This window comes from Xanthobacter autotrophicus ATCC 700552, from assembly GCF_043194565.1.
Taxonomy (GTDB): domain Bacteria; phylum Pseudomonadota; class Alphaproteobacteria; order Rhizobiales; family Xanthobacteraceae; genus Xanthobacter; species Xanthobacter autotrophicus_F.
Map to the genome: position 1 here is coordinate 87394 of NZ_JBAFVS010000014.1, position 22408 is coordinate 109801.

Genomic DNA, 22408 nt, shown 5'->3' on the forward strand with positions numbered 1-22408 from the left:
GCTCCTGCGCAGCAGACAAGTCCTTCGGGAGGCTGCGGATGAAGCCGCCTACGGCGAATTTCCTGCGCTGGGCCCCGGCTCTCCTTCCACTGCGCTGCGCTGCGTTCCAGTCGGCCGGGGCACGGGGGCGGGGTGCTGCAGCCATAAGTGATGTCGCCATCACATGCGGAACACGCCGAAGCGCGTCTCCTGCTCGGGGGCGTTGAGCGCGGCGGAGAGAGCCAGTGCCAGCACCATGCGGGTGTCGGCCGGATCGATGACGCCGTCGTCCCACAGCCGCGCCGAGGAATAATAGGGATGGCCCTGCACCTCGTACTGGGTGCGGATGGGGGCCTTGAAGGCCTCTTCCTCCTCGGCGGACCATGTGCCGCCGCGCGCCTCGATGCCGTCGCGCTTCACCTGGCCGAGCACGCCCGCCGCCTGCTCGCCGCCCATCACCGAGATGCGGGCATTGGGCCACATCCAGAGGAAGCGCGGGTCGAAGGCGCGCCCGCACATGCCGTAATTGCCGGCGCCGAAGGAATTGCCGATCACCACCGTGAACTTGGGCACGGCGGCGCAGGAGACGGCGGTGACGAACTTCGCGCCGTCCTTGGCGATGCCGCCCGCCTCATACTTCCGCCCCACCATGAAGCCGGTAATGTTCTGCAGGAACACGAGGGGAATATTGCGCTGGCAGCACAATTCCACGAAGTGCGCCCCCTTCAGCGCGCTCTCGGAGAACAGGATGCCGTTGTTGGCGATGATGCCCACCGGATAGCCGAAGATGCGGGCAAAGCCGGTCACCAGCGTCTGGCCATAGAGCGGCTTGAACTCGTCGAACTCGGAGCCGTCCACGATACGGGCGATGATCTGGCGCACATCAAAGGGCTGCTTGGGGTCGGCGGAGACGATGCCGTAGATGTCCCTGGCGTCGTAGAGCGGCGCGCGGGGCTCGCGGATGTCGAGGGAATGGGCCTTGGTGGCGTTCAGGTTCGCGACGATGGACCGGGCGATGCCCAGCGCATGGGCGTCGTTCTCCGCCATGTGGTCGGCGACGCCGGAGGTGCGGGTGTGCACGTCGGCCCCGCCCAGCTCTTCCGCCGTGACCACTTCGCCGGTGGCGGCCTTCACCAAGGGCGGGCCGCCGAGGAAGATGGTGGCCTGGTTCTTCACCATGATGGACTGGTCGGCCATGGCCGGCACGTAGGCGCCGCCCGCCGTGCACGAGCCCATGACGACGGCGATCTGCGGGATGCCATCCGCCGACATGTGGGCCTGGTTGAAGAAGATGCGGCCGAAATGCTCGCGGTCGGGGAAGACCTCGTCCTGATTCGGCAGGTTGGCGCCGCCGGAATCCACCAGATAGATGCAGGGCAGGTGGTTTTCCCGGGCGATGGCTTGGGCCCGCAGGTGCTTCTTCACCGTGACGGGATAATAGGTGCCGCCCTTCACGGTGGCGTCGTTGGCGACGATGACGCATTCGCGGCCGGAGACGCGGCCGATGCCGGTGATGATCCCGGCGGCCGGCACTTCGTCGTCATACATGCCGAAGGCGGCAAGCTGCGACAGTTCGAGGAAGGGCGAGCCGGTGTCGAGCAGGGTGCGGATGCGGTCCCGCGGCAGCAGCTTGCCGCGCTTCAGGTGCCGCTCGCGCGCCACTTCCCCGCCGCCTTCCGCGACGCGCTCCACCGTGGCGCGCAGGTCCGCGACGGAGGCCTCCAGGGCCTGACTGTTGCGGCGGAAGGTGTCGGAGCGGCGGTCCACCGCGTCCTCAATGATCGCCATGAGCGCTCTCGCCCCCGAAACGACGGACCGATGACCCCGGCCCATCTGCCATTGACCGAACGGAGACCGACGCGCGCCCGTCGCCTCGATGGGCGGGCGGCAGGTGGGCGCGTCATCCTCCGGTGCCGGTCGTTGCCGGCTTGGAAACGATCGTACGTTTTTTTATCAGGCGCGCAAGGGCTCTTGCAGCGTGAAGGGGGCTTTTACGCCTGGACCGTCTTATGCCCGCGCCGTCCTATGCCCGCGCCGTCTTGGGCCGTGCGGCGCGCGGCTTGGCCCGCACGCCGCTGTCGCGGGGCTGGGCAGCAGCGGCTTCAAGCGGTCTGGCTTCAAGCGGCTTGGTGCGGGCGGCCTCCGCGGCGCCGGGGCCGGTGGCGCCGTCCACCACGAGGCCGGTGTAGATGTCCACCAGCTCGTCCTGGGAGAGCCGCCCGCCCGGCCGGTACCACATGCAGATGCCGGTGAGCATGGAGATGATGGCGTAGGTGGCGACCTTGGGCTCGCTCACCTGGAACACGCCGTCCTGCGCGCCCTGCCGCAGGATCTCTTCCAGCAGACCCTCGTAGCGCCGGCGCAGGGCGACCACCACGGCGCGGTGCTCGTCCTCCAGGCTGCGGATCTCCATGTTGGCGATGAAGACATGGGCCATGCGCGTCATGTGGTAGCGCAGGTGGAAGGCGGAGAAGGTCTTCAGCCGCGCCAGCGGGTCGGTGATGCCCTCAAGATCGGCCTCGGCCTTGCCCAGCAGGTCCTCCATGTGGTCGCGCACGATGTCGAACAGGAGATTCTGCTTGTTCTCGAAATATTTGTAGAGCGAGCCGGACTGCAGACCCACCTCGGCGGCGAGCTGCCTGAGGCTCATGGCCTCGTAGCCGTGCTTGTAGATGAGCTTGACGCCCGCCTGCCGAATGGCTTCGGCGGTCCGGGCGCCGTTGGAACCGATGGTGCGCGCCATGGTGGGTGTCAGCGTTGGTGGCGGCCGGGGTGGCCTCGTGCATCATTCTCGGACTGCGCCGATATCGTCCCCATCCTGCGACATCGAAATGCGTTTGGCCAGAATAAAGGAACGCTTGATTGTTTCCCTGAAGGGCACCGCGACATTCCTCCGTCAGCGAGGAGCGTGGGGCCGGGCACCGATGTTCAAGATTTCGAAACCACCGCGCCCCGCCTCGAAAGTATGAATGGATGCACGGCAAGTGTGCGAAAATCCGGCTGGATGGGTGCAAACGGAAACGACATTCTGCCCTGGACTGACCGAGGCGCACGTTGCGCACGCATCCACGCCGGACATCCGCCGGCGGATAAGATACGCCAGTCCGCAACTGCCCGGCCTGAAATCTCGCTTGACCAAAATAAAAAAGAACGCTTGATTGTTTCCTGAACCCGGCGAAATGACCGGGCACGCGCCAAGCCAGCCGCACAAGCGGGGCGCAAAGAACGGAGGGAGATGACGACATGGCGACCGAGAGGGCGCGACATCAATCCTTGTGCATCGAGATGGCGTGGGATGCCTGTCCGCTGTAGTGGACGCAGCCGTCGGCATCCATGTGCCCGGTATCCCCGATGATGTAGTAGGCGCTTCCGAACCTGAATCTGGCTTTCGTTGCGGCCTCGTCCTTCCTGTAGGCACGAAACCAGAAAAGCGGTGAGCGCCGGACGTGGATTGCCAGTATTCCTTCGGCACCCACGCCCAGTTCTGCCCCCTTGTCGTCGAGGACGACGAGGGAAAAGCCGGGCGCGACCCGGCCGACGGAAACCCGGTTCAGGGAGCGCGGATCGTGCGGGTCATGCTTCATGCCGATGATCATCCCCGCCTCGCGGTGTCCGTACTGGTTGATCAGGGGCACGCCGAGCTTCTGCGTCACCCAGGCGATGATGTCCTGGGGCAATGGTTCGCCGCCGACGGTCACCACGCGCAGCGCGAGCGGGTGCGAGGCCGTGGAGGGATCGCCGCGCCACCAGGCCTTGATCTGGGAGGGTGCGGCGGTGAGGTTGGTGACACGGAATTTCGACAGGACGCGATAGCCCTGCGAGACATCGTAGGGTCCATCGCAGAACAGGATGGAGCTGCCGATCAGGAGCGGGCCGACGAGACCGTAGAAGATCCCGTATTCCCAGCCCTGGTCGGTCATGTTCCAGAACACGTCCTCGTCCCGGACATCAAGCCCGAGACGCATGTATTGCTCGATTGCGGCCAGGGCGCGGACGGGGGTGAGCAGGCCGTACCGGGGTTCAACCGTCTTTGTTGAATAGGTCATGATGAAAGGGTCGTCCGCCGCATAGGTCGCGGCTTCGGCCAACGGCTCGGCCTCGTAGATCGATGACCAGAACTGGGTGACCCGACCTTCTATGCGGTTGATATGGTCCCCTTCCACGAGAAAGACCGGCGTTGACGGCTTGATGTATTTGCGGGCGCGCTCGACCAGCACCCGATCTGCAACGATGGCCTTGACGCCGCTCGAGTCCAGGCGGGCGTTCACCGCCGAGGCGGAATAGGTGGAGAACAGCGGCATGTAGACGGCGCCAACTCGCCAGATGGCAAGCGCGGCAATGACCAACTCGACACCCTTGGGCAGCATGACGGCAACGCAATCGCCTTTCTTGATGCCGATGGTCGCCAATACACGAGCAAAGCGCGATGAATAGTCGGAAAGCCTGCCAAAGCTCAGTTCCGAAGTCTGACCCGACACGGATTCATGGATCATGGCCGGATGCGAGCGCTTGCCGGGCAGATGCCGGTCACAGAGCAAATGGGCGAGGGGAATGGCCTCGCCGCGATACTCCGGCCGTTGATACAGGCTCGGAACCGATGCCGCATCGGTCTCCGTCGCGGTCTCCGCCGGCACCGTGCCCGCGCGGCGGCCGAGGCTCAGGCAGAAGGCGCCGAGCGTGTAGAGACGTGTCGCCGGATCATAGGCGAGAAGGCCTTCGTGAACGAGCGCCGCAGCCAGGCGGTGGGTCGTGGGCTTCGACAGGCCGGTGCTCGCCATGAGATCGGCAAGCCGCGCGCCAGGGGTCGGCGCGTCGGCCACCGCCCGCAGGACGGCAACGGCACGGGACAAGCTTTGAGCCCCCTTGGGGGAGGTAGAGTCGGGATCCAAAGGTGCAGTCATGTCTCATAATGTGAGACCAACTTGGGATGTTTGCAATATTTTTTGGAAGTTGATCGGATGCTCTTGAAACATTCGAGATGCCGCTAGATAATGATGATCAATATCGTCTCACAATATGAGACAATGGCTCAAAGAAGCCGCCCCGTGTACGGGAATGAGGGAGGGGAATATGGCGCTACCCGCAGCTTCGGCTGGGGCTGATCCGGGCACGGCCGCGCTCTTGAGTATCGAGAATATCTCGCTCCGGTTCGGCGGCCTCAAGGCGCTGAGCGACGTGAGCTTCCATGTGCGCCCGGGCGAGCTGTTCTCCATCATCGGGCCGAACGGCGCCGGCAAGACCTCCATGCTCAACTGCATCTCCGGGCGCTATACGCCGAGTGCGGGACGCGTGGTGTTCGACGGGGAGGATGTGACCCGGCTGAAGCCCAACCGCCGCGCCGCCATCGGCATCGGCCGCACCTTCCAGAACCTGGCTCTGTTCAGCCACATGAGCGTGCTCGACAACATCATGGTCGGCCGCCACCATCTTTTGAAGAACAACTTCCTCACCGGCGCGCTCTACTGGATCGGCGGGGCGCAGACGGAAGAGCTGGAGCATCGTCGCAAGGTGGAGGAGGTGATCGACTTCCTCGACATCCAGCACGTGCGCAAGGCCGCCGCCGGCACCCTCTCCTACGGCCTCCGGAAGCGGGTGGAACTGGCCCGCGCGGTGGCGCTGGAGCCCAAGCTCATCCTCCTCGACGAGCCCATGGCGGGCATGAACCTGGAAGAGAAGGAGGACATGGCCCGCTACATCGTGGATCTCAACGAGGAGTGGGGCATGACCATCGTCATGATCGAGCACGACATGGGGGTGGTGATGGACATTTCCCACCGCGTCATGGTGCTGGATTTCGGCAAGAAGCTGGTGGAGGGCGAGCCCGCCGAGGTGCTGGCCGATCCCCATGTGCGCAAGGCCTATCTGGGCGAGGACGATCTCGACGAGGCGGCCCCCGCCGCCGTGATTGCGTGAGGTCCGCCATGTCCGAAATCACCGCCGCCTATCCGGACGTCGCCGTCCACGACACCATGCCGAAGCTGCTGGCGCTCAACGCCCGCACCCATCCCGACGAGACCTGGCTGCGCGAGAAGGACCTCGGCATCTGGATTTCCTATACTTGGGCGCAGGTGGCCGAGCGGGTGCGCAACATCACCCTCGGCTTCACCACGCTGGGCGTTGCCCGCGGCGATGTGGTGGGCCTGCTCGGCGACAACCGCCCCGAATGGCTGATGGGCGAGATCGCCACCCATGCGCTGGGCGGCATGAGCCTCGGCATCTATCGCGATGCCCTCGGCGACGAGGTGGCCTATCTCGTCACCTATGCGGACGTGGCCGTGGTGTTCGCCGAGGACGAGGAGCAGGTGGACAAGCTGCTCTGCCTTGACGAGAAGATCCCCACCGTCCGCCACATCGTCTATGCGGACCCCCGCGGCATCCGCAAATACGACGACCCGCGCCTCATCTCCCTGAAGGACCTTGAAGCGCGCGGCGCGGCGGAGGCGGCGCGCGATCCTCAAGCCTATGACCGGCTGGTGGCGCAGGGCAGGGCCGAGGATGTGGCCATCCTGTGCACCACCTCGGGCACCACCTCCCACCCCAAGCTTGCCATGCTCACCGGCGGCGCGCTGCTGCGGCACTGCCGCGCCTATCTGGAGATGGACCCGCGCACCAGCACCGACGAATACGTCAGCGTGCTGCAGATGCCGTGGATCATGGAGCAGATCTACGCCTTCGGCCAGGCGCTCATCTCCCGCATGAGGGTGAACTTCGTGGAGGAGCAGGAAACGCTCATGGCCGACATGCGCGAGATCGGCCCCTCCTTCGTGCTGTTCGCGCCCCGCGTGTGGGAGCAGATCGCCGCCGACGTGCGCTCGCGCATGATGGATTCCTCGGCGCTCAAGCGCGGCATGTTCGAGCTGGGCATGAAGCTCGGCCTCAAGGCGCTGGAGCAGGGCCGGCGCTCGCCTTTGGCCGACTTCATCCTGTTCCGCGCCCTGCGCGACCGGCTCGGCTTCTCGCACCTGAAATCCGCTGCCACCGGCGGCGCGGCGCTGGGGCCGGACACCTTCCGCTTCTTCCTGGCGCTCGGCGTGCCCATGCGTCAGCTCTACGGCCAGACGGAACTGCTCGGCGCCTATACGCTGCACAAGGCGGAAGACGTGGATTTCGACACCGTGGGCGTGCCCTTCGACGGCGTCGACATCCGCATCGACGATCCGGACCCCAACGGCCTCGGCGAGGTGGTGACGCGGCACGGCAACGCCTTCACCGGCTATTTCCGCAATGACGAGGAAACCGCGAAATCCTTCGTGGACGGCGGCTGGATGCGCACCGGCGATGCCGGCTTCTTCAACAATCGCGGCCACCTCGTGGTCATCGACCGCATCCGCGACATGGCGCAGACGGCGCACGGCGACCGCTTCTCGCCGCAATATATCGAGAACAAGCTGAAGTTCTCACCTTATGTGGCCGAGGCGGTGGTGCTGGGCGACGGGCGCGACAGCCTCGCCGCGCTCATCTGCATCCGCTTCTCCATCGTCTCCAAATGGGCGGAGAAGAACCGCATCTCCTTCACCACCTATACCGACCTCTCGGCGCGACCCGAAGTCATCGCGCTGCTGCGCAAGGAAGTGGAGACGGTGAACCGTACCCTGCCCGAGAAGCAGCGCATCGGGCGCTTCCTCCTGCTCTACAAGGAGCTGGACGCCGACGACGGCGAGCTGACGCGCACCCGCAAAGTGCGCCGGGGTGTCATCAACGAGCGCTACGGCACCATCATCGACGCCATGTATGCGGGCGAGAAGGTGATAGACGTGGACACCACCATCACCTTCCAGGACGGCACCCGCCAGCGCATCCAGACCAAGCTCGACGTGATCGACCTCGGTGCGCCATCGCCCCGCAGGGACGACGACACCAAGAGGAGGGCGGCATGATGGGAACGACATCACCCCACGCCCTCGCGCCCCGGACAAGAGACGGCGCAGCCGGAGCGCCGATCCGGGGTCCAGGGGAAAGTCCGGCAAAGCCGGCCCTATCCTCGGCTCTCTCCGGTCACGCCGCCTTCGGCGAAGTCTTGCGCTGGGCCCCGGCTCTCCTTCCGCTGACGCTCCAGTCGGCCGGGGCGCGCGGTTCCGCGAGGCCGCACTTCAACATCAAGGAGCCCATCTGATGCAATCCCAGCTCCTTCTCCAGCTCATCATCAACGGGCTCATCATCGGCACGCTCTACGGCGTGGTCGGCATGTGCTTCGTGCTCATCTACAAGGCCTCGCAGGTGGTGAACTTCGCCCAGGGCGAGTTCCTGCTCATCGGCGCCTGGACCTGCTGGTGGCTGCTCACGGCGTGGAACATCCCCTTCTTCTGGGGCTTCCTCATCGCCGTGTGCTTCATGATGGTGTTCGGCATCGTGGTGCAGATGGTGGTGCTGCGCCCGCTCATCGGCGAGCCGATCATCTCGGTGATCATGGTCACCATCGGCATGTCCATCTTCTTCCAGGCTTTGATGAAGTGGATGTTCGGCACCTTCGCCCAGCCGTTCCCGCCCATCTTCAGCGTGGACAAGGTGGACATCCTCGGCCTGCAGGTGCAGACGGCCTATCTCATGTCCACCGGGGTCAGCCTTGCCATCATGGCGGGATTTGCCTGGTTCTTTAAGTATTCGCGGCTGGGGCTTGCCATGCGCGCCACCGCCTTCTCGCAGCAGGTGGCGCAGTCGCTGGGCATCTCGGTGCGCCAGGTGTTCGCCCTGTCCTGGGGCATCTCGGCGGCGGTATCGGCGGTGGCCGGCGTGGTGGTGGGCATCGTGAACGGGGTGTCCTCGGCGCTCTCCTTCTTCGGCATCAAGGTGTTCCCGGCGGTGATCCTCGGCGGCCTCGACAGCGTGTTCGGCGCCGTGGTGGGCGGCCTCATCATGGGCCTGCTTGAGAACCTCGCCCAATACTTCGACAGCCAGTATCTGAAATGGGGCAATCTCTATGAAATCGTCCCCTTCTACGCGCTCATCATCATCCTGATGATCAAACCCTACGGGCTGTTCGGCACCCGCGACATCGAGAGGGTCTGATCCATGGCCATCGACACCCTGCGCCCGTGCGGCGACTACCGCACCAGCTACAAGGCCGACCAGACTATCTTCGCGACCCGGCTCACCATGCTGTTTTGCGTGGCCGGCGTGGTGCTGGCCTGCTTCGCGCCGTTCTTCTTCTCGCGCTATATCCTGAGCCTGATGATCCAGATCGGCTACCTGGGCATCGCCGCCCTGGGGCTGAACATTCTCGTCGGCTTTTCGGGGCAGATCTCCGTCGGCCATGCGGTGTTCTTCGGCTTCGGCGGGTTCGCCTCGGCCTTTCTGGCAAACAAGGGCGTGCCGGTGCCGCTGGCCATCGTGCTGGCCGGGCTGTGGACCACGGCGGTGGGCCTTCTGTTCGGCCTGCCGGCGGCGCGGGTGAAGGGGCTGTATCTCGCCATCGCAACGCTGGCCGCCCAGTTCATCCTGCAGGATTTCTTCGTGCGGGCGGAATGGTTCACCGGCGGCACCCACGGCGCCATGGCCGCGCCCTTCACCCTGTTCGGCTATGACCTGTCCGGCGACGACCGCTATTTCTACGTGGTGCTGTTCTTCGTGGTGGTCATGTATCTGGGCGCCGCCAACCTCATGAGGAGCCGCGACGGACGGGCGCTGATCGCGGTGCGCGACCATTATCTCTCCGCCGAGATGATGGGCGTGAACCTCACCAAGTACCGCACCATGGCGTTCGGCATCTCGTCCTTCTATGCCGGCATCGGCGGCGCGCTCTACGCCCACTATGTGGGGTTCATGTCGGTGGAGGGGCTGGATATCCTGTTCTCCATCCAGTTCCTCGGCATGATCATCATCGGCGGGCTCGGCTCCATCATGGGCTCGCTCATGGGCACCATCTTCATGGTGCTTTTGCCCGAGGCCACCGGCTGGCTCGCCTCCGCTCTCTCGGGTAGCGTCATCGACCGGGTGCTGCACCTGAAGGATGGCCTGACCTACATGCGCGAGATGCTGATCGGCCTTACCATCATCCTGTTCCTGATCTTCGAGCCGGACGGCCTCGCCCACCGCTGGCGCCTCATCAAGGCCTACTGGAAGCTCTATCCCTTCTCTTACTGATCAAGCCGGGCGAGGTCGCACAGAACGATCCGTCCAAAACAGGAAACCCAAGGAGAGCACAAGATGAAGAAGATCGCTTTGTCCCTCGTCTCGGCGCTGGCGCTTACGGCGGCCGCGCCCGCGCTCGCCCAGTCCATCAACATCGGCCACCTCGCCGATTATTCCGGCGGCACCTCGGACGTGGGCCAGCCCTACGGCCTGGGCATCCAGGACACCATCGCCTGGATCAATGCCAATGGCGGCGTCAACGGCAAGAAGATCGATTCGGACTTCAACGAATACGGGTATCAGGTGCCGCGGGCGCTGGCCGCGTTCAAGAAGTGGGTGGGCACCAACAAGGTGGTGGCCATCCAGGGCTGGGGCACGGCGGACACCGAAGCCCTCGTCGGCATGGTGACGAAGGAGGAGATCCCCTATTTCTCCGCCTCCTACTCCGCCTCCCTCACCGATCCCAAGGGCAAGGTGAACGAGAAGAGCGAGCGCGCCGCGCCGTTCAACTTCTTCTACGGCCCGTCCTATTCGGATGCCGCCCGCGCCATGGTGAAATGGGCCGCCGACGACTGGAAGGCCAAGGGCAAGCCCGGCAAGCCCAAGTGGGTGCACATGGGCGCCAACCACCCCTATCCCAACTCGCCGAAGGCGGCGGCGGAGGCCTATGCCAAGGATCTGGGCTTCGAGGTGCTGGACCCCATCACCTTCGCCCTCACCCCGGGTGACTATACCCCCCAGTGCCTGACCCTGAAGCAGTCGGGCGCCAACTACGCCTATCTCGGCAACACCGCCGGTTCCAACATCTCGGTGCTGAAGGCCTGCAAGACCGCGGGCGTGGACGTGCAGTTCCTCGGCAATGTCTGGGGCATGGACGAGAACGCCATGAAGGCGGCCGGCGAGGCGGCGAACGGCGTCGTGTTCCCGGTGCGCACCGCCATCACCTGGGGCGGCAACGCGCCCGGAATGGCGACGCTGAAGGACGTTTCCAAGATGTCCGACCCCTCCGGCGCCGCCTATCGCCCGGTGCACTATCTCGCCGCCGTCTGCACTGCCCTCTACATGAAGGAGGCCATGGAGTGGGCGGACAAGAACGGCGGCGTGACCGGCGTGAAGACCCGTGACGGCATGTACCAGAAGAGCGACTGGGTGCCCAAGGGCATGGAGGGTGTCTGCAACCCCTCCACCTGGAGCGCCACCGACCACCGTCCCACCACCCGCGTGGACCTCTACCGCTCGGTGGTGAGCGGCCCCACCGATGCCTCGGTGGCGGAGCTGGTGAAGAGCGGGGCGATCAAGCTTGAGAAGATTGCCACCATCGACCTGCCCCGCAAGACGGAGCTGCAGGGCTGGTGAGGACCTGTGCAGCGTAACTCCCTCTCCCGCTTGCGGGGGAGGGTTGGGGTGAGGGGCGAGGGCGTTTGCGCCCCCGCATGGGTGGGCCGTCAGCGCCAGCCCCCTCACCCGTCTCGCGGCTCCGCCGCGATCCACCCTCTCCCGCAAGGGGAGAGGGAATTTTCCCGGAGACCGCCATGGCAGAGGCCGCACTGAAGTTCGAACCCGCCCCCGAGACCGCGCCGCCGCTGCTGGCGGTGGACAATATCGAGGTGGTCTACAACGACGTCATCCTGGTGCTGCGCGGGCTTTCGCTGAAGGTCCCCCAGGGCCAGATCGTCGCCCTGCTCGGCTCCAACGGCGCCGGCAAGTCCACCACGCTGAAGGCCATTTCCGGCCTGCTCAAGACCGAGGACGGCGAGATCACGCGGGGTGACGTCACTTTCCTCGGCGAGAAGATCAACGGCATCGAGCCGGACAAGATCGTGCGCCGCGGCATCTTCCAGGTGATGGAAGGCCGGCGCATCATCTCCGACATGACCTGCCTCGAGAATTTGCGCCTCGGCGCCTTCACCCGGCGTGACAACGAGGTGAAGAGCGACATCGAGCGCGTCTACGAATTCTTCCCGCGCCTGAAGGAGCGCACCGGGCTCGCCGGCTACCTGTCGGGCGGCGAGCAGCAGATGCTGGCCATCGGCCGCGCCATGATGGCCCGCCCCAAGCTCATCCTCATGGACGAGCCCTCCATGGGCCTGTCGCCGCTGCTGGTGAAGGAGGTGTTCTCCATCATCAAGAAGCTCAACCAGGATCTGGGCGTGACGATCCTGCTGGTGGAGCAGAATGCGCGGGTGGCGCTCTCGGTGGCGGACTACGGCTACATCATGGAGCAGGGCAAGATCGTGCTCGACGGCACCGCCGAGATGCTCCGCTCCAACGAGGACGTGAAGGAATTCTACCTCGGCCAGGGCGGCGGCGAGGAGCGCAAGTCCTTCAAGAATTTGAAGAGCTTCAAGCGCCGGAAAAGGTGGCTGTGACGGCGTGAACATGGCTTTCGGCCCCGCCGGCTCCGCCCCCTCCCAGCCCTTCCCCGCAAGCGGGAGAGGGCTTTTCCCGCCCGCTCCACTTTTGCCCCCTCTCCCGCTTGCGGGAGAGGGGGCAAGGGCGTCTGGATTCCCATGTGTCCCGCGGCAATAGAGACTGTGAGATGACCGATCCGAACCGCCATTACGATGCCTGCGAGACCCGCGATCCCGAAGCCCGCGAACAGGCGCTGATGGCGGCGCTTGCCGCCCAGGTCGCGCACGCCAAGGCAAAGGCGCCCTATTTCGCCAGCCTCTTCAAGGAGGTGGACCCGCAGGCGGTGACCAGCCGCGCGGCGCTGGCCAAGCTCCCCGTCACCCGCAAGTCGGACCTTTTGGAGATCCAGCCCAAGAGCTATCCCTTCGGCGGGCTCAATGCGACGGCGCCGGGCAAGCTGGCCCGCATCTTCATGTCGCCGGGGCCGATCTATGACGTGGAAGGCCACGGCGCCGACTTCTGGCGCTTCGCGCGGGGCCTGTTCGCCGCCGGATTCCGCGCCGGCGACATCGTCCACAATTCGTTCTCCTACCACCTCACCCCCGCCGGCTCGATGGTGGAGGGCGGCGCCCATGCGCTCGGCTGCGCCGTGGTGCCGGCGGGCGTGGGCCAGACTGACCTGCAATTGCGCGCCATCGCCGACATCCGCCCCCAGGGCTATGGCGGCACGCCGTCGTTCCTGAAGATCCTGGTGGACAAGGCGCGGGAAACCGGCACCGACATCTCCTCCCTCAAGAAGGCGCTGGTGACGGGGGAAGCCTTCCTGCCGCCCCATCGCGCGGAGCTGAAGGCCGCCGGCATCGCCGCCCGCCAATGCTACGGCACGGCCGACCTTGGCCTCGTGGCCTATGAGAGCGAGGCAGAGGAGGGCATGATCGTGGACGAGGGCTGCCTCGTCGAGATCCTGCGCCCCGGCACCGGTGATCCGGTGGAGGCGGAAGGCGAGGTGGGCGAGGTGGTCGTCACCCTGTTCGAGCCCGACTATCCCCTGGTGCGCTTCGCCACCGGTGACCTTTCCGCCGTGCTGCCGGGCCTGAGCCCGTGCGGGCGCACCAATGTCCGCCTGAAGGGCTGGATGGGCCGCGCCGACCAGGTGACCAAGATCCGCGGCATGTTCGTGCACCCGGTGCAGGTGAGCGCGGCGGTGAAGAAGCATCCGGCGGTGATGAAGAGCCGCCTCGTGGTGGCTCGCATCGGCGATCAGGACGACATGCTGCTGGAGGTGGAAGTGCTGGACGCCTCGGGGCTGTCGCAGGAGGCCCTGCTGGACGACCTGCGCGCCACCACCAAGCTGCGCGGCCGCGTGGCCCTGCTGGCGCCCGGCACGCTGCCGGCGGATGCCAAGACCATCGAGGACCGCCGGCCGGTGTGAGGCGCGGGCGGAGGTCCGCCCGCGCCTTCTTCTCACGCGATCAGGCGATAGGCCGGCAGCGTCAGGAATTCCTCGAAATTGTCCGCCAGGGACATGTCGGCGAACAGCTTGATGGCCTCCGGGAAGCGGCCGGAATCATAGACTTCCGCGCCCAGCACCGAATGCAGGTTCAACATTTCGTCGTCGAGCAGCGTGTCGAACAGTTCCGGCGTCACGGTGCGGCCGTCCTCCAGCGTGGCGCCGAGATGGATCCACTGCCACACCTGGGCGCGGCTGATCTCGGCGGTGGCGGCATCCTCCATGAGGTTGTAGAGCGGCACCGCCCCGCGCCCGCGCAGCCACGCCTCGATATATTGCACGCCGACGCGGATGTTCTCGCGCAGGCCGTTCTCGGTGCGGGTGCCCTTGTGCATCTCCAGAAGGTCGTCGCGGACGACGGTCACGTCCGGACGCTTCACGTCGCGCTGGTTTGCGCCGGGCATGAGGCGGTCGAACACCTCCAGGGCCACCGGCACGAGATCGGGATGGGCCACCCAGGTGCCGTCGCAGCCGAGGCCCGCCTCGCGCTCCTTGTCCGCCTTCACCTTGGCGAAGGCGGCGGCATTGGCCTGCGGATCGCCCTTCACCGGGATCTGCGCCGCCATGCCGCCCATGGCGAAGGCGTTGCGGCGGTGGCAGGTGTCGACCAGCAGCTCGCAATAGGCCTTCAGGAAGGCTTCGCTCATCACCATGCGGGCGCGGTCGGGGGTGAGGAAGCGGTCGTTCTTCCCCAGCCGCTTGATGAAGGAGAAGATATAGTCCCAGCGGCCGAGATTGAGGCCCGCCATGTGCTCCTTCAGCTCGAACAGGATCTCGTCCATCTCGAACACGGCCGGCAGGGTCTCGATGAGCAGCGTTGCCTTGATGGTGCCGACGGCCAGGCCGAGCTTCTGCTCGGCGGCGGTGAACACATCGTTCCACAGCCGGGCTTCCAGATGGCTCTCGGTCTTGGGCAGGTAGAAATAGGGGCCGGAGCCCTGGGCCAGCGCCGCCTTGGCGTTGTGGAAGAGGTAGAGGCCGAAATCGAACAGGGCGCCGGAGATTTCCGCGCCGTCCACCAGCACATGGGCTTCCGGCAGGTGCCAGCCGCGTGGGCGGATGATGAGCACCGCCGGGTTCGGCCCCAGCTTGTAGGCCTTGCCGGAGGTGGCGTCGGTGAAGTCGATGGCGCCGGCCCAGCGGTCCTTCAGGTTGATCTGGCCTTCGATCATGTTGGCCCAGACCGGCGAGGTGGCGTCCTCGAAGTCGGCCATGAACACCTTGGCGCCGGAATTCAGCGCGTTGACGATCATCTTGCGGTCCACCGGGCCGGTGATCTCGACGCGCCGGTCGAGCAGGTCGGCGGGCAGGTCCGCGATGGTCCAGTCGGCGGCGCGGATGTGCGCGGTCTCGGCCAGGAAGTCGGGCAGGTCACCGGCGTCGAACTTCGCCTGCCGTTCGACGCGGCGCGCCAGCAGGGCGGTGCGGGTGGGGTTGAAGGTGCGGTGCAGCCCGGCGACGAAGTCGAGGGCTTCCGGGGTCAGGATCTCGTCGAAGCGCGGGCCGAGTTCGCCGATGATCTCGATGCCGGACGGCGCGGTCTTGAGGGCGGGGGACGACATGATGTCGGGTCTCCAATTGTACGGGTGGCTCGTACGGGGTGTGCTTACGCAGCTACGCGGCCGGGCACCTGAAGCGCATCGGCCGAAGTCAAAAAGGCTCAGCGGGCGGTTATGATCGCGGCTTTCAGCGCGCGGGCAGCCTGTTCCGGATCGCGCGCGGCGCAGATGGCGGAGACCACTGCGATCCCATCCGCCCCGGCGCGGATCACATCGGCCACGACTCCGGTTCCAGGGTCTCCGGTTCCAGGGTCGCCGGTTCCAAGGCCGCCGATGCCGACCAGGGGCAGGGGCGTCAGCGCCCGTATGGCCGCAACACCGGCCGCGCCGATGGCGCCGCCCGCGTCGGCCTTGGTGCCGGTGGCCTTCACCGGGCCGACGCCGAGATAGTCGACCCCGGCCAGGTCGGATGAGGCATATTCCGCCGGGTTGCCCACCGACAGGCCGAGGATGCGGTGTGGCCCGAGCACGGCGCGGGCATCGGCGGGGGTCATGTCGTCCTGGCCCAGATGGACGCCGTCCGCATCCGCCGCCACCGCCACGTCCACCCGGTCATTGACGATGAGCGGGATGCCGAGCGGGGCAAGCAGGGCCTTGAGCGCGCGGGCCTGCTCCACCAGGGCCCGGCCATGGGCGTCGGGGTCACGCAGCTGGACCATGGTGGCGCCGCCCCTTACGGCCGCTTCCACCGTCGCCAGCAGCCCGCTCGTTCCCGGTCCGCGCGCCGCGACAAGGCGCGGGTCGGTGACGAGATAGAGGGTGAGGTCGAAGGGCTTGGGCATCTTGGGTCCGGCAAATCCGGGGATTGATGGGAGACCCCGTTGACCTGCCGGGCACGGGGCATGGTGCGATGCAATGGATCTGGTGACGCTGATCTAGTGCAACACATGGGCGGGCGAAACGGCTGGTGCGACCAAAGGCTAAGACCGCAACCGGCTAACACCTTTGCCGGACGGGCAAAGGTGCCGGGCGCTCACGCCCGTGGACCTCAGGCTGCGAACCTCACGCGGCCTTGGCGGTTCCGGAGACCCCCGCGGGTGCCGGGCCACCCATGGCCCAGTCGAGCAGTTCCACCGTGTGGGCCACGGGCACGCCGGTGCCGGAGCCGATCTGCGCCATGCAGCCGATGTTGCCGGCGGCGATGATGTCGGGCGAAAGCGCCTCCAGCGTGCCCACCTTCTTGGCCTTGAGCTGATCGGCGATCTCGCTCTGGAGCATGTTGTAGGTGCCCGCCGAGCCGCAGCACAAATGCGGGTCGAACGGCTCGGCCACCTCGAAGCCCACCGTGCGCAGCAGCTCCACCGGCGGGCCCTTCACCTTCTGCCCGTGCTGGAGCGAGCAGGCCGAATGATAGGCCACGCGCCGGCCCAGCGGCGCCGCGGCCTTCGGCAGGCCGAGGCCGTAGAGGAACTCGCTGATGTCGCGGGTGATGGCCGAGACCCGCGCCGCCTTGTCCTTGTAGGCGGGATCGAGGCGCAGCATGTGGCCGTAATCCTTGATGGGCGTGCCGCAGCCGGAAGTGGTGACGAGGATGGCGTCGAGCCCAGGCCCGTCCATCTCGCGGGTCCAGGCGTCCACATTGGTGCGGGCGAAGCCGTGGGCTTCCTCCTCCCGCCCCATGTGGTGGACCAGGGCGCCGCAGCAGCCCTCGCCCTCCACCCGCACCACCTCGACCCCGAGGCGGGTGAGCAGGCGGATGGCGGCACCATCGATTTCGGGGCGCAGCACCGGCTGGGCGCAGCCGCGCAGCAGGGCCACCCGCGCCCGCCGCTGGCCCTGGGCCGGGAAGGTGCCCGGCGCCTCGTGATGGGCGCGGCCGTTGGGCATGCCGGGCGACAGCCGCAGCATGGCGGCCAGGGGCTTCAGGCCGGGGATCTTCGCCAGCAGGGGCGCGAACGGCTTGCCGACCATGGCGCCCATGAGGGCGATGCGGAAGCGGTCCGGATAGGGCAGCACCTTGGCGAGCATGGCCCGCATGAGCCGGTCGCCGGGCGGCCGCACATAGGTCTTCTCGATATGGACGCGGGCCTGGTCCACCAGGTGCATGTAGTTCACGCCCGAGGGGCAGGTGGTCATGCAGGACAGGCAGGAGAGGCAGCGGTCGATGTGCTTGACCTCCTGCTCGGTGGCCGGCCGGTCGTTCTCCAGCATGTCCTTGATGAGATAGATGCGCCCGCGCGGGGAATCCAGTTCGTCGCCGAGCAGCACATAGGTGGGGCAGGTGGCGGTGCAGAAGCCGCAATGCACGCAGGTGCGCAGGATCTTTTCCGCCTCCGCCACATGCGGATCGGCGAGCTGGGCGAGGGAGAAATGGGTTTGCATGGGCGCTCAGCCGTGAAAAGGAGGCAGGGGTTGCGTGGGTCTGGAACGGGAAGGATGAGGACGGCGCGCCATCTCACATCCCCGCATGCATGCGGCCGGGATTGAGCACCAGGCCGGGATCGAAGCTTTCTTTCACGCGCTTGGTCAGGGCCGCCAGTGCCCCGTCGAGGGGCTGGAACACGCAAGTTCGGGCGCGCTCGGCGGCGGTGGCGCGGATCAGGGTCGCATGGCCGCCGTGGGGGGCAAGCGCCGCGCGCACCTCATCCCCATGGGCGCTCTCGCCGGGCAGGCACAGCCAGATGAGGCCGCCGGCCCAGTCGCAATAGGCTTCGCCGCCCAGATCTGCCGCAAGGCGCGTGGCCAGCGCCGGCCCGGCCATGGGCTGGGTGGAAAGGCGCCACACCGCCCGCTCGCCGAGGCCGCAGAAGGGGACCACATCGCGCACGCCCAGCCACAGGGCGCGGGAGGCCTCCGTCTCCAGTACATCCGCCGCGCCGAAGGGGGCGAGCACGGCGCGCAGCATGGCCCGCCGCGCGTTCACCGAAGGCGCGACGCCTTCCAGGCGCAGCGCCACCACGGCGGGCGATCCGCCAAGCCCCGGCAGCCGTCCCGCGACCCCCTCGGGGAGGAAGGCGGCGCCGGACACCTCGCAGGACGACCCCATGGCGGCGGAAAGCGCGGCCGCCGCCGCCTCGGGGGAGGCGACCTTGGCCACCAGTGTCTCTTCCATGGGCGGGCGGGGCAGCACCTTCAGGGTGATCTCGGTGGCAACGCAGAGCGTGCCGAAGGCGCCGGCCATGAGGCGCGGCAGGTCGTAGCCAGTGACGTTCTTCACCACCCGGCCGCCGGACTTGAACGGCTCGCCCCGCCCGGACACCGCCTTGATGCCGAGGGCATGGTCGCGCACCGCGCCATGGCTGATGCGCCGGGGACCTGCGAGGTTGACCGCGAACAGGCCGCCCAGGGTTCCGGAGGCGGTGCCCGCCCCGGCCGGGCTGCCGAGGAGGGGGGCGGGGTCCATGGGCTCGAAGGCGAGCATCTGGCCGCTTGCCGCCAGCATGTTTTCGATGTCCGCGCGCGGGGTGGCGGCGCGGGCGGAGAGCACCAGCTCCTCCGGCTCATAGAGGGTGACGCCGGTGAGGGCGGACAGGTCGAGGGTGAGGTCGGTCTGGCTCGGGCGGCCGACGGCGCGCTTGGAGCCATGCCCGCGGATCTCAAGGGTCTTGCCGGCGGAAAGCGCGGTGCGCACAGCGTCCGCGACCTCGCCGTCGTCGCGCGCTGCGATGATGTCGCTCATCGGGTGGCCTTAGGCTGTTGGTGTGCGTCCAGAGCAATTCCAGCAAAAGTGCGAAGCGGTTTTGCGTCCGGAATTGCGATGAAACAAAGGTCTAGAGCATGTTCGGCGAACTGGTGTTTGCCGAACATGCTCTAGAAGCGCGGCAGGTCCGGGAAGGGCAGGGCGCCGCCGCTCACATGCATGCGGCCGAACTCGGCGCAGCGGTGGAGGGTGGGGAACACCTTGCCGGGATTGAGCAGGCTCTTGTCGTCGAACGCGCATTTCATGCGCTGCTGCTGGGCGAGGTCCACCTCGTTGAACATGGTGTCCATGAGGTCGCGCTTCTCCACCCCCACCCCGTGCTCGCCGGTGAGCACGCCGCCCACTTCCACGCACAGGCGCAGGATGTCGGCGCCGAAGCTCTCCGCCGCGTGCAGCTCGCCCGGCGCGTTCGCGTCATAGAGGATGAGGGGGTGCAGGTTGCCATCGCCGGCATGGAACACGTTGGCGCAGCGCAGGCCGTATTTCGTCCCCAGCTCGCGCATGCGGGCCAGCACGAAGGGCAATTGCCGGCGCGGGATGGTGCCGTCCATGCACAGATAGTCGGGCGACAGGCGCCCCACCGCCGGGAAGGCGGCCTTGCGCCCGGCCCAGAAGCCGAGCCTTTCGGCCTCGCTGGTGGAGACCCGCAGGGTGACCGAATTGCAGTCTTGGGCGATGCGCGTCACCTCTTCCAGCAGGTGCGCGCATTCCGCCTCCGGCCCGTCCAGCTCGACGATGAGCAGGGCTTCCACGTCGAGGGGATAGCCCACGTTCACGAAGGCCTCGGCGGCGGCGATGGCGTCCTTGTCCATCATCTCGATGGCGGCGGGGATGATGCCGCCGCCGATGATCTTCGCCACGCATTCCCCGGCATCTTCCGAGGTGGGGAAGCCCACCAGCACGGCGCGGGCGGTGTCCGGCTTCTTCAACAGGCGCACCGTGACTTCCGTCACCACGCCCAGCAGCCCCTCCGAGCCAATGATGACGGACAGCAGGTCGAGCCCGCCGGCATCCAGGTGCTTGCCGCCGAGGCGCACGATCTCGCCGGTGATGAGCACCAGCTCGGCGCCGAGCACATTGTTGGTGGTGAGGCCGTATTTCAGGCAGTGCACGCCGCCGGAATTCTCCGCCACATTGCCGCCGATGGTGCAGGCGATCTGGGAGGAGGGGTCGGGCGCGTAATAGAAGCCGAGATGGTCCACCGCCTTGGAGATGCCGAGATTGGTCACCCCCGGCTGCACCACGGCGCAGCGGTTGGGGGTGTCGATCTCCAGGATCTTGTTGAACTTGCCGAGGCCCAGCAGCACCGCATCCTCCAGCGGCAGCGCGCCGCCGGAAAGGGACGTGCCCGCCCCGCGCGGCACCACGCGGATCTCGTTGTCGTGGCAGTATTTCAGCACCGCTGCCACCTGCGCGGTGGTGGAGGGCAGCACCACCACCAGGGGCAATTGCTTGTAGGCGGTGAGCGCGTCCGATTCGTAGGGGCGCATCTCCCGCTCATGGGCGATAACGCCCTCGCCGGGGACGATGGCCTTGAGATCGGCGATGATGTCATTGCGGCGGGCAAGCACCCGCGCATCTGCGTCCGGCATCCTGAGGCCCGGAGCTGTTCCCGTCATGTGGCGGTCCCTCGTTGAGCCCGTTCTCTTTAGAGGGAACTATAATCGGTTCACTGGGAAAAAACGTCGCGGATTGTTTCCGTGGCGGATAAAGTCGTCGTCGCGATCCAAAACAATCGGCCCATCAGGCCGCGGCGGAGGCGGGCCGGCGCATGATCGGCAATCTGGGCGATCTGGAAATCTTCGCGCGCATCGTCACCGCGGGCAGCCTGTCGGCGGCCGGGCGGGAAATGGGCCTGTCGCCGCCAGTGGTGTCCAAGAGGGTGCAGCGGCTGGAGGAGCGGCTGGGCGCGCGACTGTTCCAGCGCACCACCCGCAAGGTGACCCTCACCGAGGCGGGGCAGGGCTTCTACGAGCGGGTGGTGGCGATCCTTGCTTCCATCGAGGAGGCGGAAAGCCAGCTCGCCCGCAAGTCGTCGGAGGCGCGGGGGCTGCTGCGTGTATCGGCGCCCACCTCATTCGGGCGGCTGCATATCGCGCCCCACCTGCGTCCGCTGCTCGACGCCAATCCGGACCTCACCATCGACCTCGAACTATCGGATTCCTTCGTGGACATCGTGGGCGAGGGCTTCGACGTGGCGGTGCGCATCGCCGATCTCGACGATTCGAGCCTGGTTGCCCGCCGCCTCGCCTCGGTCCACCGGGTGCTGTGCGCGACGCCGGACTATCTGGCGCGGGTGGGGGAGCCCCGGCACATTTCCGAACTGTCGGGCCATGTGCTGCTCGCCACCCACGGCCAGGACCCGTGGCGGCTGGAGGGCCCGGACGGGCCGGTGACGCTGCGCGTGCATTCCCAATTGCGCACCAATTCCAACGAGGTGGTGCGGGAGGCGGTGCTGGCCTCGGTGGGCATCGCCTTGCGCTCCACCTGGGACGTGGGGCCGGAACTGCGCTCCGGCGCGCTGAAGGTGGTGCTGCCGCGCTGGCGGGCCTCGCACCGGGTGGGGCTGTTCGCGGTCTATCCCTCGCGCCGCTTCCTGCCGCAGAAGGTGCGGGTGTTCATCGACCACCTTGCCGCGCTCTATGGTCAGGTGCCGCCCTGGGACGAGGGCCTTGCCCATCTTCTGGAGCAGCAGCAGGCCGCTTAATACCATTGGCATCGGTCCGATGCCGAGTGGGTAACGCTCAAGTGCCGCGCGGGCTTGGCGTGGGGCGGGCGCGCCCCCTTCCGCATTCCTCCGGAATGTCGCGGCTTTGCTCCCCATGGTACCCGGATCGCTTCACGCGAAGCGGTGAGAGCCATGAAGATTGCGATTCCGACCGGGGACTGGGCCTCTGTGGCCGGCCATGCGGGCAAGGCGCGGCGCTGGTTCATCTATGATCTGGAGGGCGTTGCCGCCGGCGATCCCCTGCCGGCGCCGGCGCGGGTGGAGCTTGGCAAGGAGGAAGTCCTCCACCATTTCACCGACGATCGTCCGCATCCCCTCGACGGGGTGGCCCTGGTGGTGGCGGGCAGTGCGGGCGACGGCTTCCTGCGCCACATGAAGAAGCGGGGGACGGATGTTCTCCTGACCGGAGAGGCCGATCCCGCCACCGCGCTGGCGAAGATCCTCGCCGGCGAGGCGCTGCCCGACCAGCGCTTCGATGTCACCACCACCCTGTGCAAGGTGCGCGACCTGTTCTCGCGGCATTAAGGCGCCTGCGCAAATCAAGCCCGCGCGGCGCCTGAGCGTACCCACTC

Annotated in this window: 17 protein-coding genes; 9 read left to right on the plus strand and 8 right to left on the minus strand. The window is 66.9% G+C overall.

Translation table 11 applies throughout. The features are described 5' to 3' along the window. Positions 1-159: 159 nt before the first annotated feature. The 3 genes from V5F48_RS15790 to V5F48_RS15800 all read right to left on the minus strand — a co-directional run bounded on the left by V5F48_RS15790 (position 160) and on the right by V5F48_RS15800 (position 4880). Entirely contained in the window at positions 160-1767 is a 1608-nt protein-coding gene (locus V5F48_RS15790; RefSeq protein WP_394259464.1) for a carboxyl transferase domain-containing protein, read from the minus strand. 235 nt (positions 1768-2002) lie between these two features. Next, positions 2003-2722: a TetR/AcrR family transcriptional regulator gene (locus tag V5F48_RS15795; protein WP_394259465.1), complete on the minus strand. Its 720-nt coding sequence runs from the start codon at positions 2720-2722 to the stop codon at positions 2003-2005. Between the two features lie 523 nt (positions 2723-3245). Continuing rightward, positions 3246-4880, minus strand: coding sequence for an AMP-binding protein (locus V5F48_RS15800; protein WP_394259466.1), 1635 nt, complete (start codon positions 4878-4880; stop codon positions 3246-3248). A gap of 169 nt (positions 4881-5049) precedes the next feature. Here V5F48_RS15800 and V5F48_RS15805 point away from each other — a divergent pair, with 169 nt between their 5' ends. From V5F48_RS15805 to V5F48_RS15835, 7 genes are all read left to right on the plus strand, one after another. After that, positions 5050-5892: an ABC transporter ATP-binding protein gene (locus V5F48_RS15805; protein ID WP_394259467.1), complete on the plus strand. Its 843-nt coding sequence runs from the start codon at positions 5050-5052 to the stop codon at positions 5890-5892. Between the two features lie 8 nt (positions 5893-5900). Further along, on the plus strand, positions 5901-7856 hold the full coding sequence (locus V5F48_RS15810) for a long-chain fatty acid--CoA ligase (protein WP_394259468.1): 1956 nt from the start codon (positions 5901-5903) through the stop codon (positions 7854-7856). A 235-nt stretch (positions 7857-8091) separates the two neighbouring features. Continuing rightward, entirely contained in the window at positions 8092-8985 is an 894-nt protein-coding gene (locus V5F48_RS15815) for a branched-chain amino acid ABC transporter permease (protein ID WP_394259469.1), read from the plus strand. 3 nt (positions 8986-8988) lie between these two features. Next, positions 8989-10059, plus strand: coding sequence for a branched-chain amino acid ABC transporter permease (locus tag V5F48_RS15820; RefSeq protein ID WP_394259470.1), 1071 nt, complete (start codon positions 8989-8991; stop codon positions 10057-10059). A gap of 63 nt (positions 10060-10122) precedes the next feature. Continuing rightward, positions 10123-11403 (plus strand): ABC transporter substrate-binding protein, encoded by a 1281-nt coding sequence (locus V5F48_RS15825; protein WP_394259471.1) that lies wholly within the window; start codon positions 10123-10125, stop codon positions 11401-11403. A gap of 176 nt (positions 11404-11579) precedes the next feature. Continuing rightward, on the plus strand, positions 11580-12416 hold the full coding sequence (locus tag V5F48_RS15830) for an ABC transporter ATP-binding protein (protein WP_394259472.1): 837 nt from the start codon (positions 11580-11582) through the stop codon (positions 12414-12416). A 170-nt stretch (positions 12417-12586) separates the two neighbouring features. Then, a complete protein-coding gene (locus tag V5F48_RS15835; RefSeq protein WP_394259473.1) occupies positions 12587-13831 on the plus strand; it encodes a phenylacetate--CoA ligase family protein in 1245 nt (414 codons plus the stop codon). Positions 13832-13863: 32 nt separating this feature from the next. Here V5F48_RS15835 and aceB read toward each other — a convergent pair whose 3' ends face one another. The 5 genes from aceB to V5F48_RS15860 form a co-directional block, all read right to left on the minus strand. Then, entirely contained in the window at positions 13864-15471 is a 1608-nt protein-coding gene (gene aceB / locus V5F48_RS15840; RefSeq protein ID WP_394259474.1) for a malate synthase A, read from the minus strand. Positions 15472-15569: 98 nt separating this feature from the next. After that, positions 15570-16250, minus strand: a complete 681-nt coding sequence (gene thiE, locus V5F48_RS15845) for a thiamine phosphate synthase (protein ID WP_394259475.1) — start codon at positions 16248-16250, stop codon at positions 15570-15572. Between the two features lie 220 nt (positions 16251-16470). Beyond that, entirely contained in the window at positions 16471-17790 is a 1320-nt protein-coding gene (glcF, locus tag V5F48_RS15850; RefSeq protein ID WP_394259476.1) for a glycolate oxidase subunit GlcF, read from the minus strand. Positions 17791-17863: 73 nt separating this feature from the next. Continuing rightward, positions 17864-19087 carry a glycolate oxidase subunit GlcE gene (gene glcE / locus V5F48_RS15855; protein WP_394259477.1) on the minus strand — a complete coding sequence of 408 codons (1224 nt, stop codon included), beginning with the start codon at positions 19085-19087 and terminating at the stop codon, positions 17864-17866. 131 nt (positions 19088-19218) lie between these two features. Continuing rightward, positions 19219-20727 carry an FAD-linked oxidase C-terminal domain-containing protein gene (locus V5F48_RS15860; RefSeq protein ID WP_394259478.1) on the minus strand — a complete coding sequence of 503 codons (1509 nt, stop codon included), beginning with the start codon at positions 20725-20727 and terminating at the stop codon, positions 19219-19221. 152 nt (positions 20728-20879) lie between these two features. On the opposite strand from V5F48_RS15860, the gene V5F48_RS15865 reads away from it, so the two are divergent. Both V5F48_RS15865 and V5F48_RS15870 read left to right on the plus strand, forming a co-directional pair. Beyond that, positions 20880-21815, plus strand: a complete 936-nt coding sequence (locus V5F48_RS15865; RefSeq protein ID WP_282641199.1) for a LysR family transcriptional regulator — start codon at positions 20880-20882, stop codon at positions 21813-21815. Positions 21816-21968: 153 nt separating this feature from the next. Then, positions 21969-22361, plus strand: a complete 393-nt coding sequence (locus V5F48_RS15870; RefSeq protein WP_394259479.1) for a NifB/NifX family molybdenum-iron cluster-binding protein — start codon at positions 21969-21971, stop codon at positions 22359-22361. Positions 22362-22408: the final 47 nt, after the last annotated feature.

Bases quoted from the DNA above. Each gene is read 5' to 3' on its own strand.
- thiE (WP_394259475.1), bottom strand. From the start codon at position 16,250: ATGCCCAAGCCCTTCGACCTCACCCTCTATCTCGTCACCGACCCGCGC.
- V5F48_RS15790 (WP_394259464.1), bottom strand. From the start codon at position 1,767: ATGGCGATCATTGAGGACGCGGTGGACCGCCGCTCCGACACCTTCCGC.
- V5F48_RS15805 (WP_394259467.1), top strand. From the start codon at position 5,050: ATGGCGCTACCCGCAGCTTCGGCTGGGGCTGATCCGGGCACGGCCGCG.
- V5F48_RS15820 (WP_394259470.1), top strand. From the start codon at position 8,989: ATGGCCATCGACACCCTGCGCCCGTGCGGCGACTACCGCACCAGCTAC.
- V5F48_RS15835 (WP_394259473.1), top strand. From the start codon at position 12,587: ATGACCGATCCGAACCGCCATTACGATGCCTGCGAGACCCGCGATCCC.
- V5F48_RS15865 (WP_282641199.1), top strand. From the start codon at position 20,880: ATGATCGGCAATCTGGGCGATCTGGAAATCTTCGCGCGCATCGTCACC.
- V5F48_RS15860 (WP_394259478.1), bottom strand. From the start codon at position 20,727: ATGACGGGAACAGCTCCGGGCCTCAGGATGCCGGACGCAGATGCGCGG.
- V5F48_RS15800 (WP_394259466.1), bottom strand. From the start codon at position 4,880: ATGACTGCACCTTTGGATCCCGACTCTACCTCCCCCAAGGGGGCTCAA.
- glcF (WP_394259476.1), bottom strand. From the start codon at position 17,790: ATGCAAACCCATTTCTCCCTCGCCCAGCTCGCCGATCCGCATGTGGCG.
- V5F48_RS15810 (WP_394259468.1), top strand. From the start codon at position 5,901: ATGTCCGAAATCACCGCCGCCTATCCGGACGTCGCCGTCCACGACACC.
- V5F48_RS15830 (WP_394259472.1), top strand. From the start codon at position 11,580: ATGGCAGAGGCCGCACTGAAGTTCGAACCCGCCCCCGAGACCGCGCCG.
- aceB (WP_394259474.1), bottom strand. From the start codon at position 15,471: ATGTCGTCCCCCGCCCTCAAGACCGCGCCGTCCGGCATCGAGATCATC.
- V5F48_RS15825 (WP_394259471.1), top strand. From the start codon at position 10,123: ATGAAGAAGATCGCTTTGTCCCTCGTCTCGGCGCTGGCGCTTACGGCG.
- V5F48_RS15815 (WP_394259469.1), top strand. From the start codon at position 8,092: ATGCAATCCCAGCTCCTTCTCCAGCTCATCATCAACGGGCTCATCATC.
- glcE (WP_394259477.1), bottom strand. From the start codon at position 19,087: ATGAGCGACATCATCGCAGCGCGCGACGACGGCGAGGTCGCGGACGCT.
- V5F48_RS15795 (WP_394259465.1), bottom strand. From the start codon at position 2,722: ATGGCGCGCACCATCGGTTCCAACGGCGCCCGGACCGCCGAAGCCATT.
- V5F48_RS15870 (WP_394259479.1), top strand. From the start codon at position 21,969: ATGAAGATTGCGATTCCGACCGGGGACTGGGCCTCTGTGGCCGGCCAT.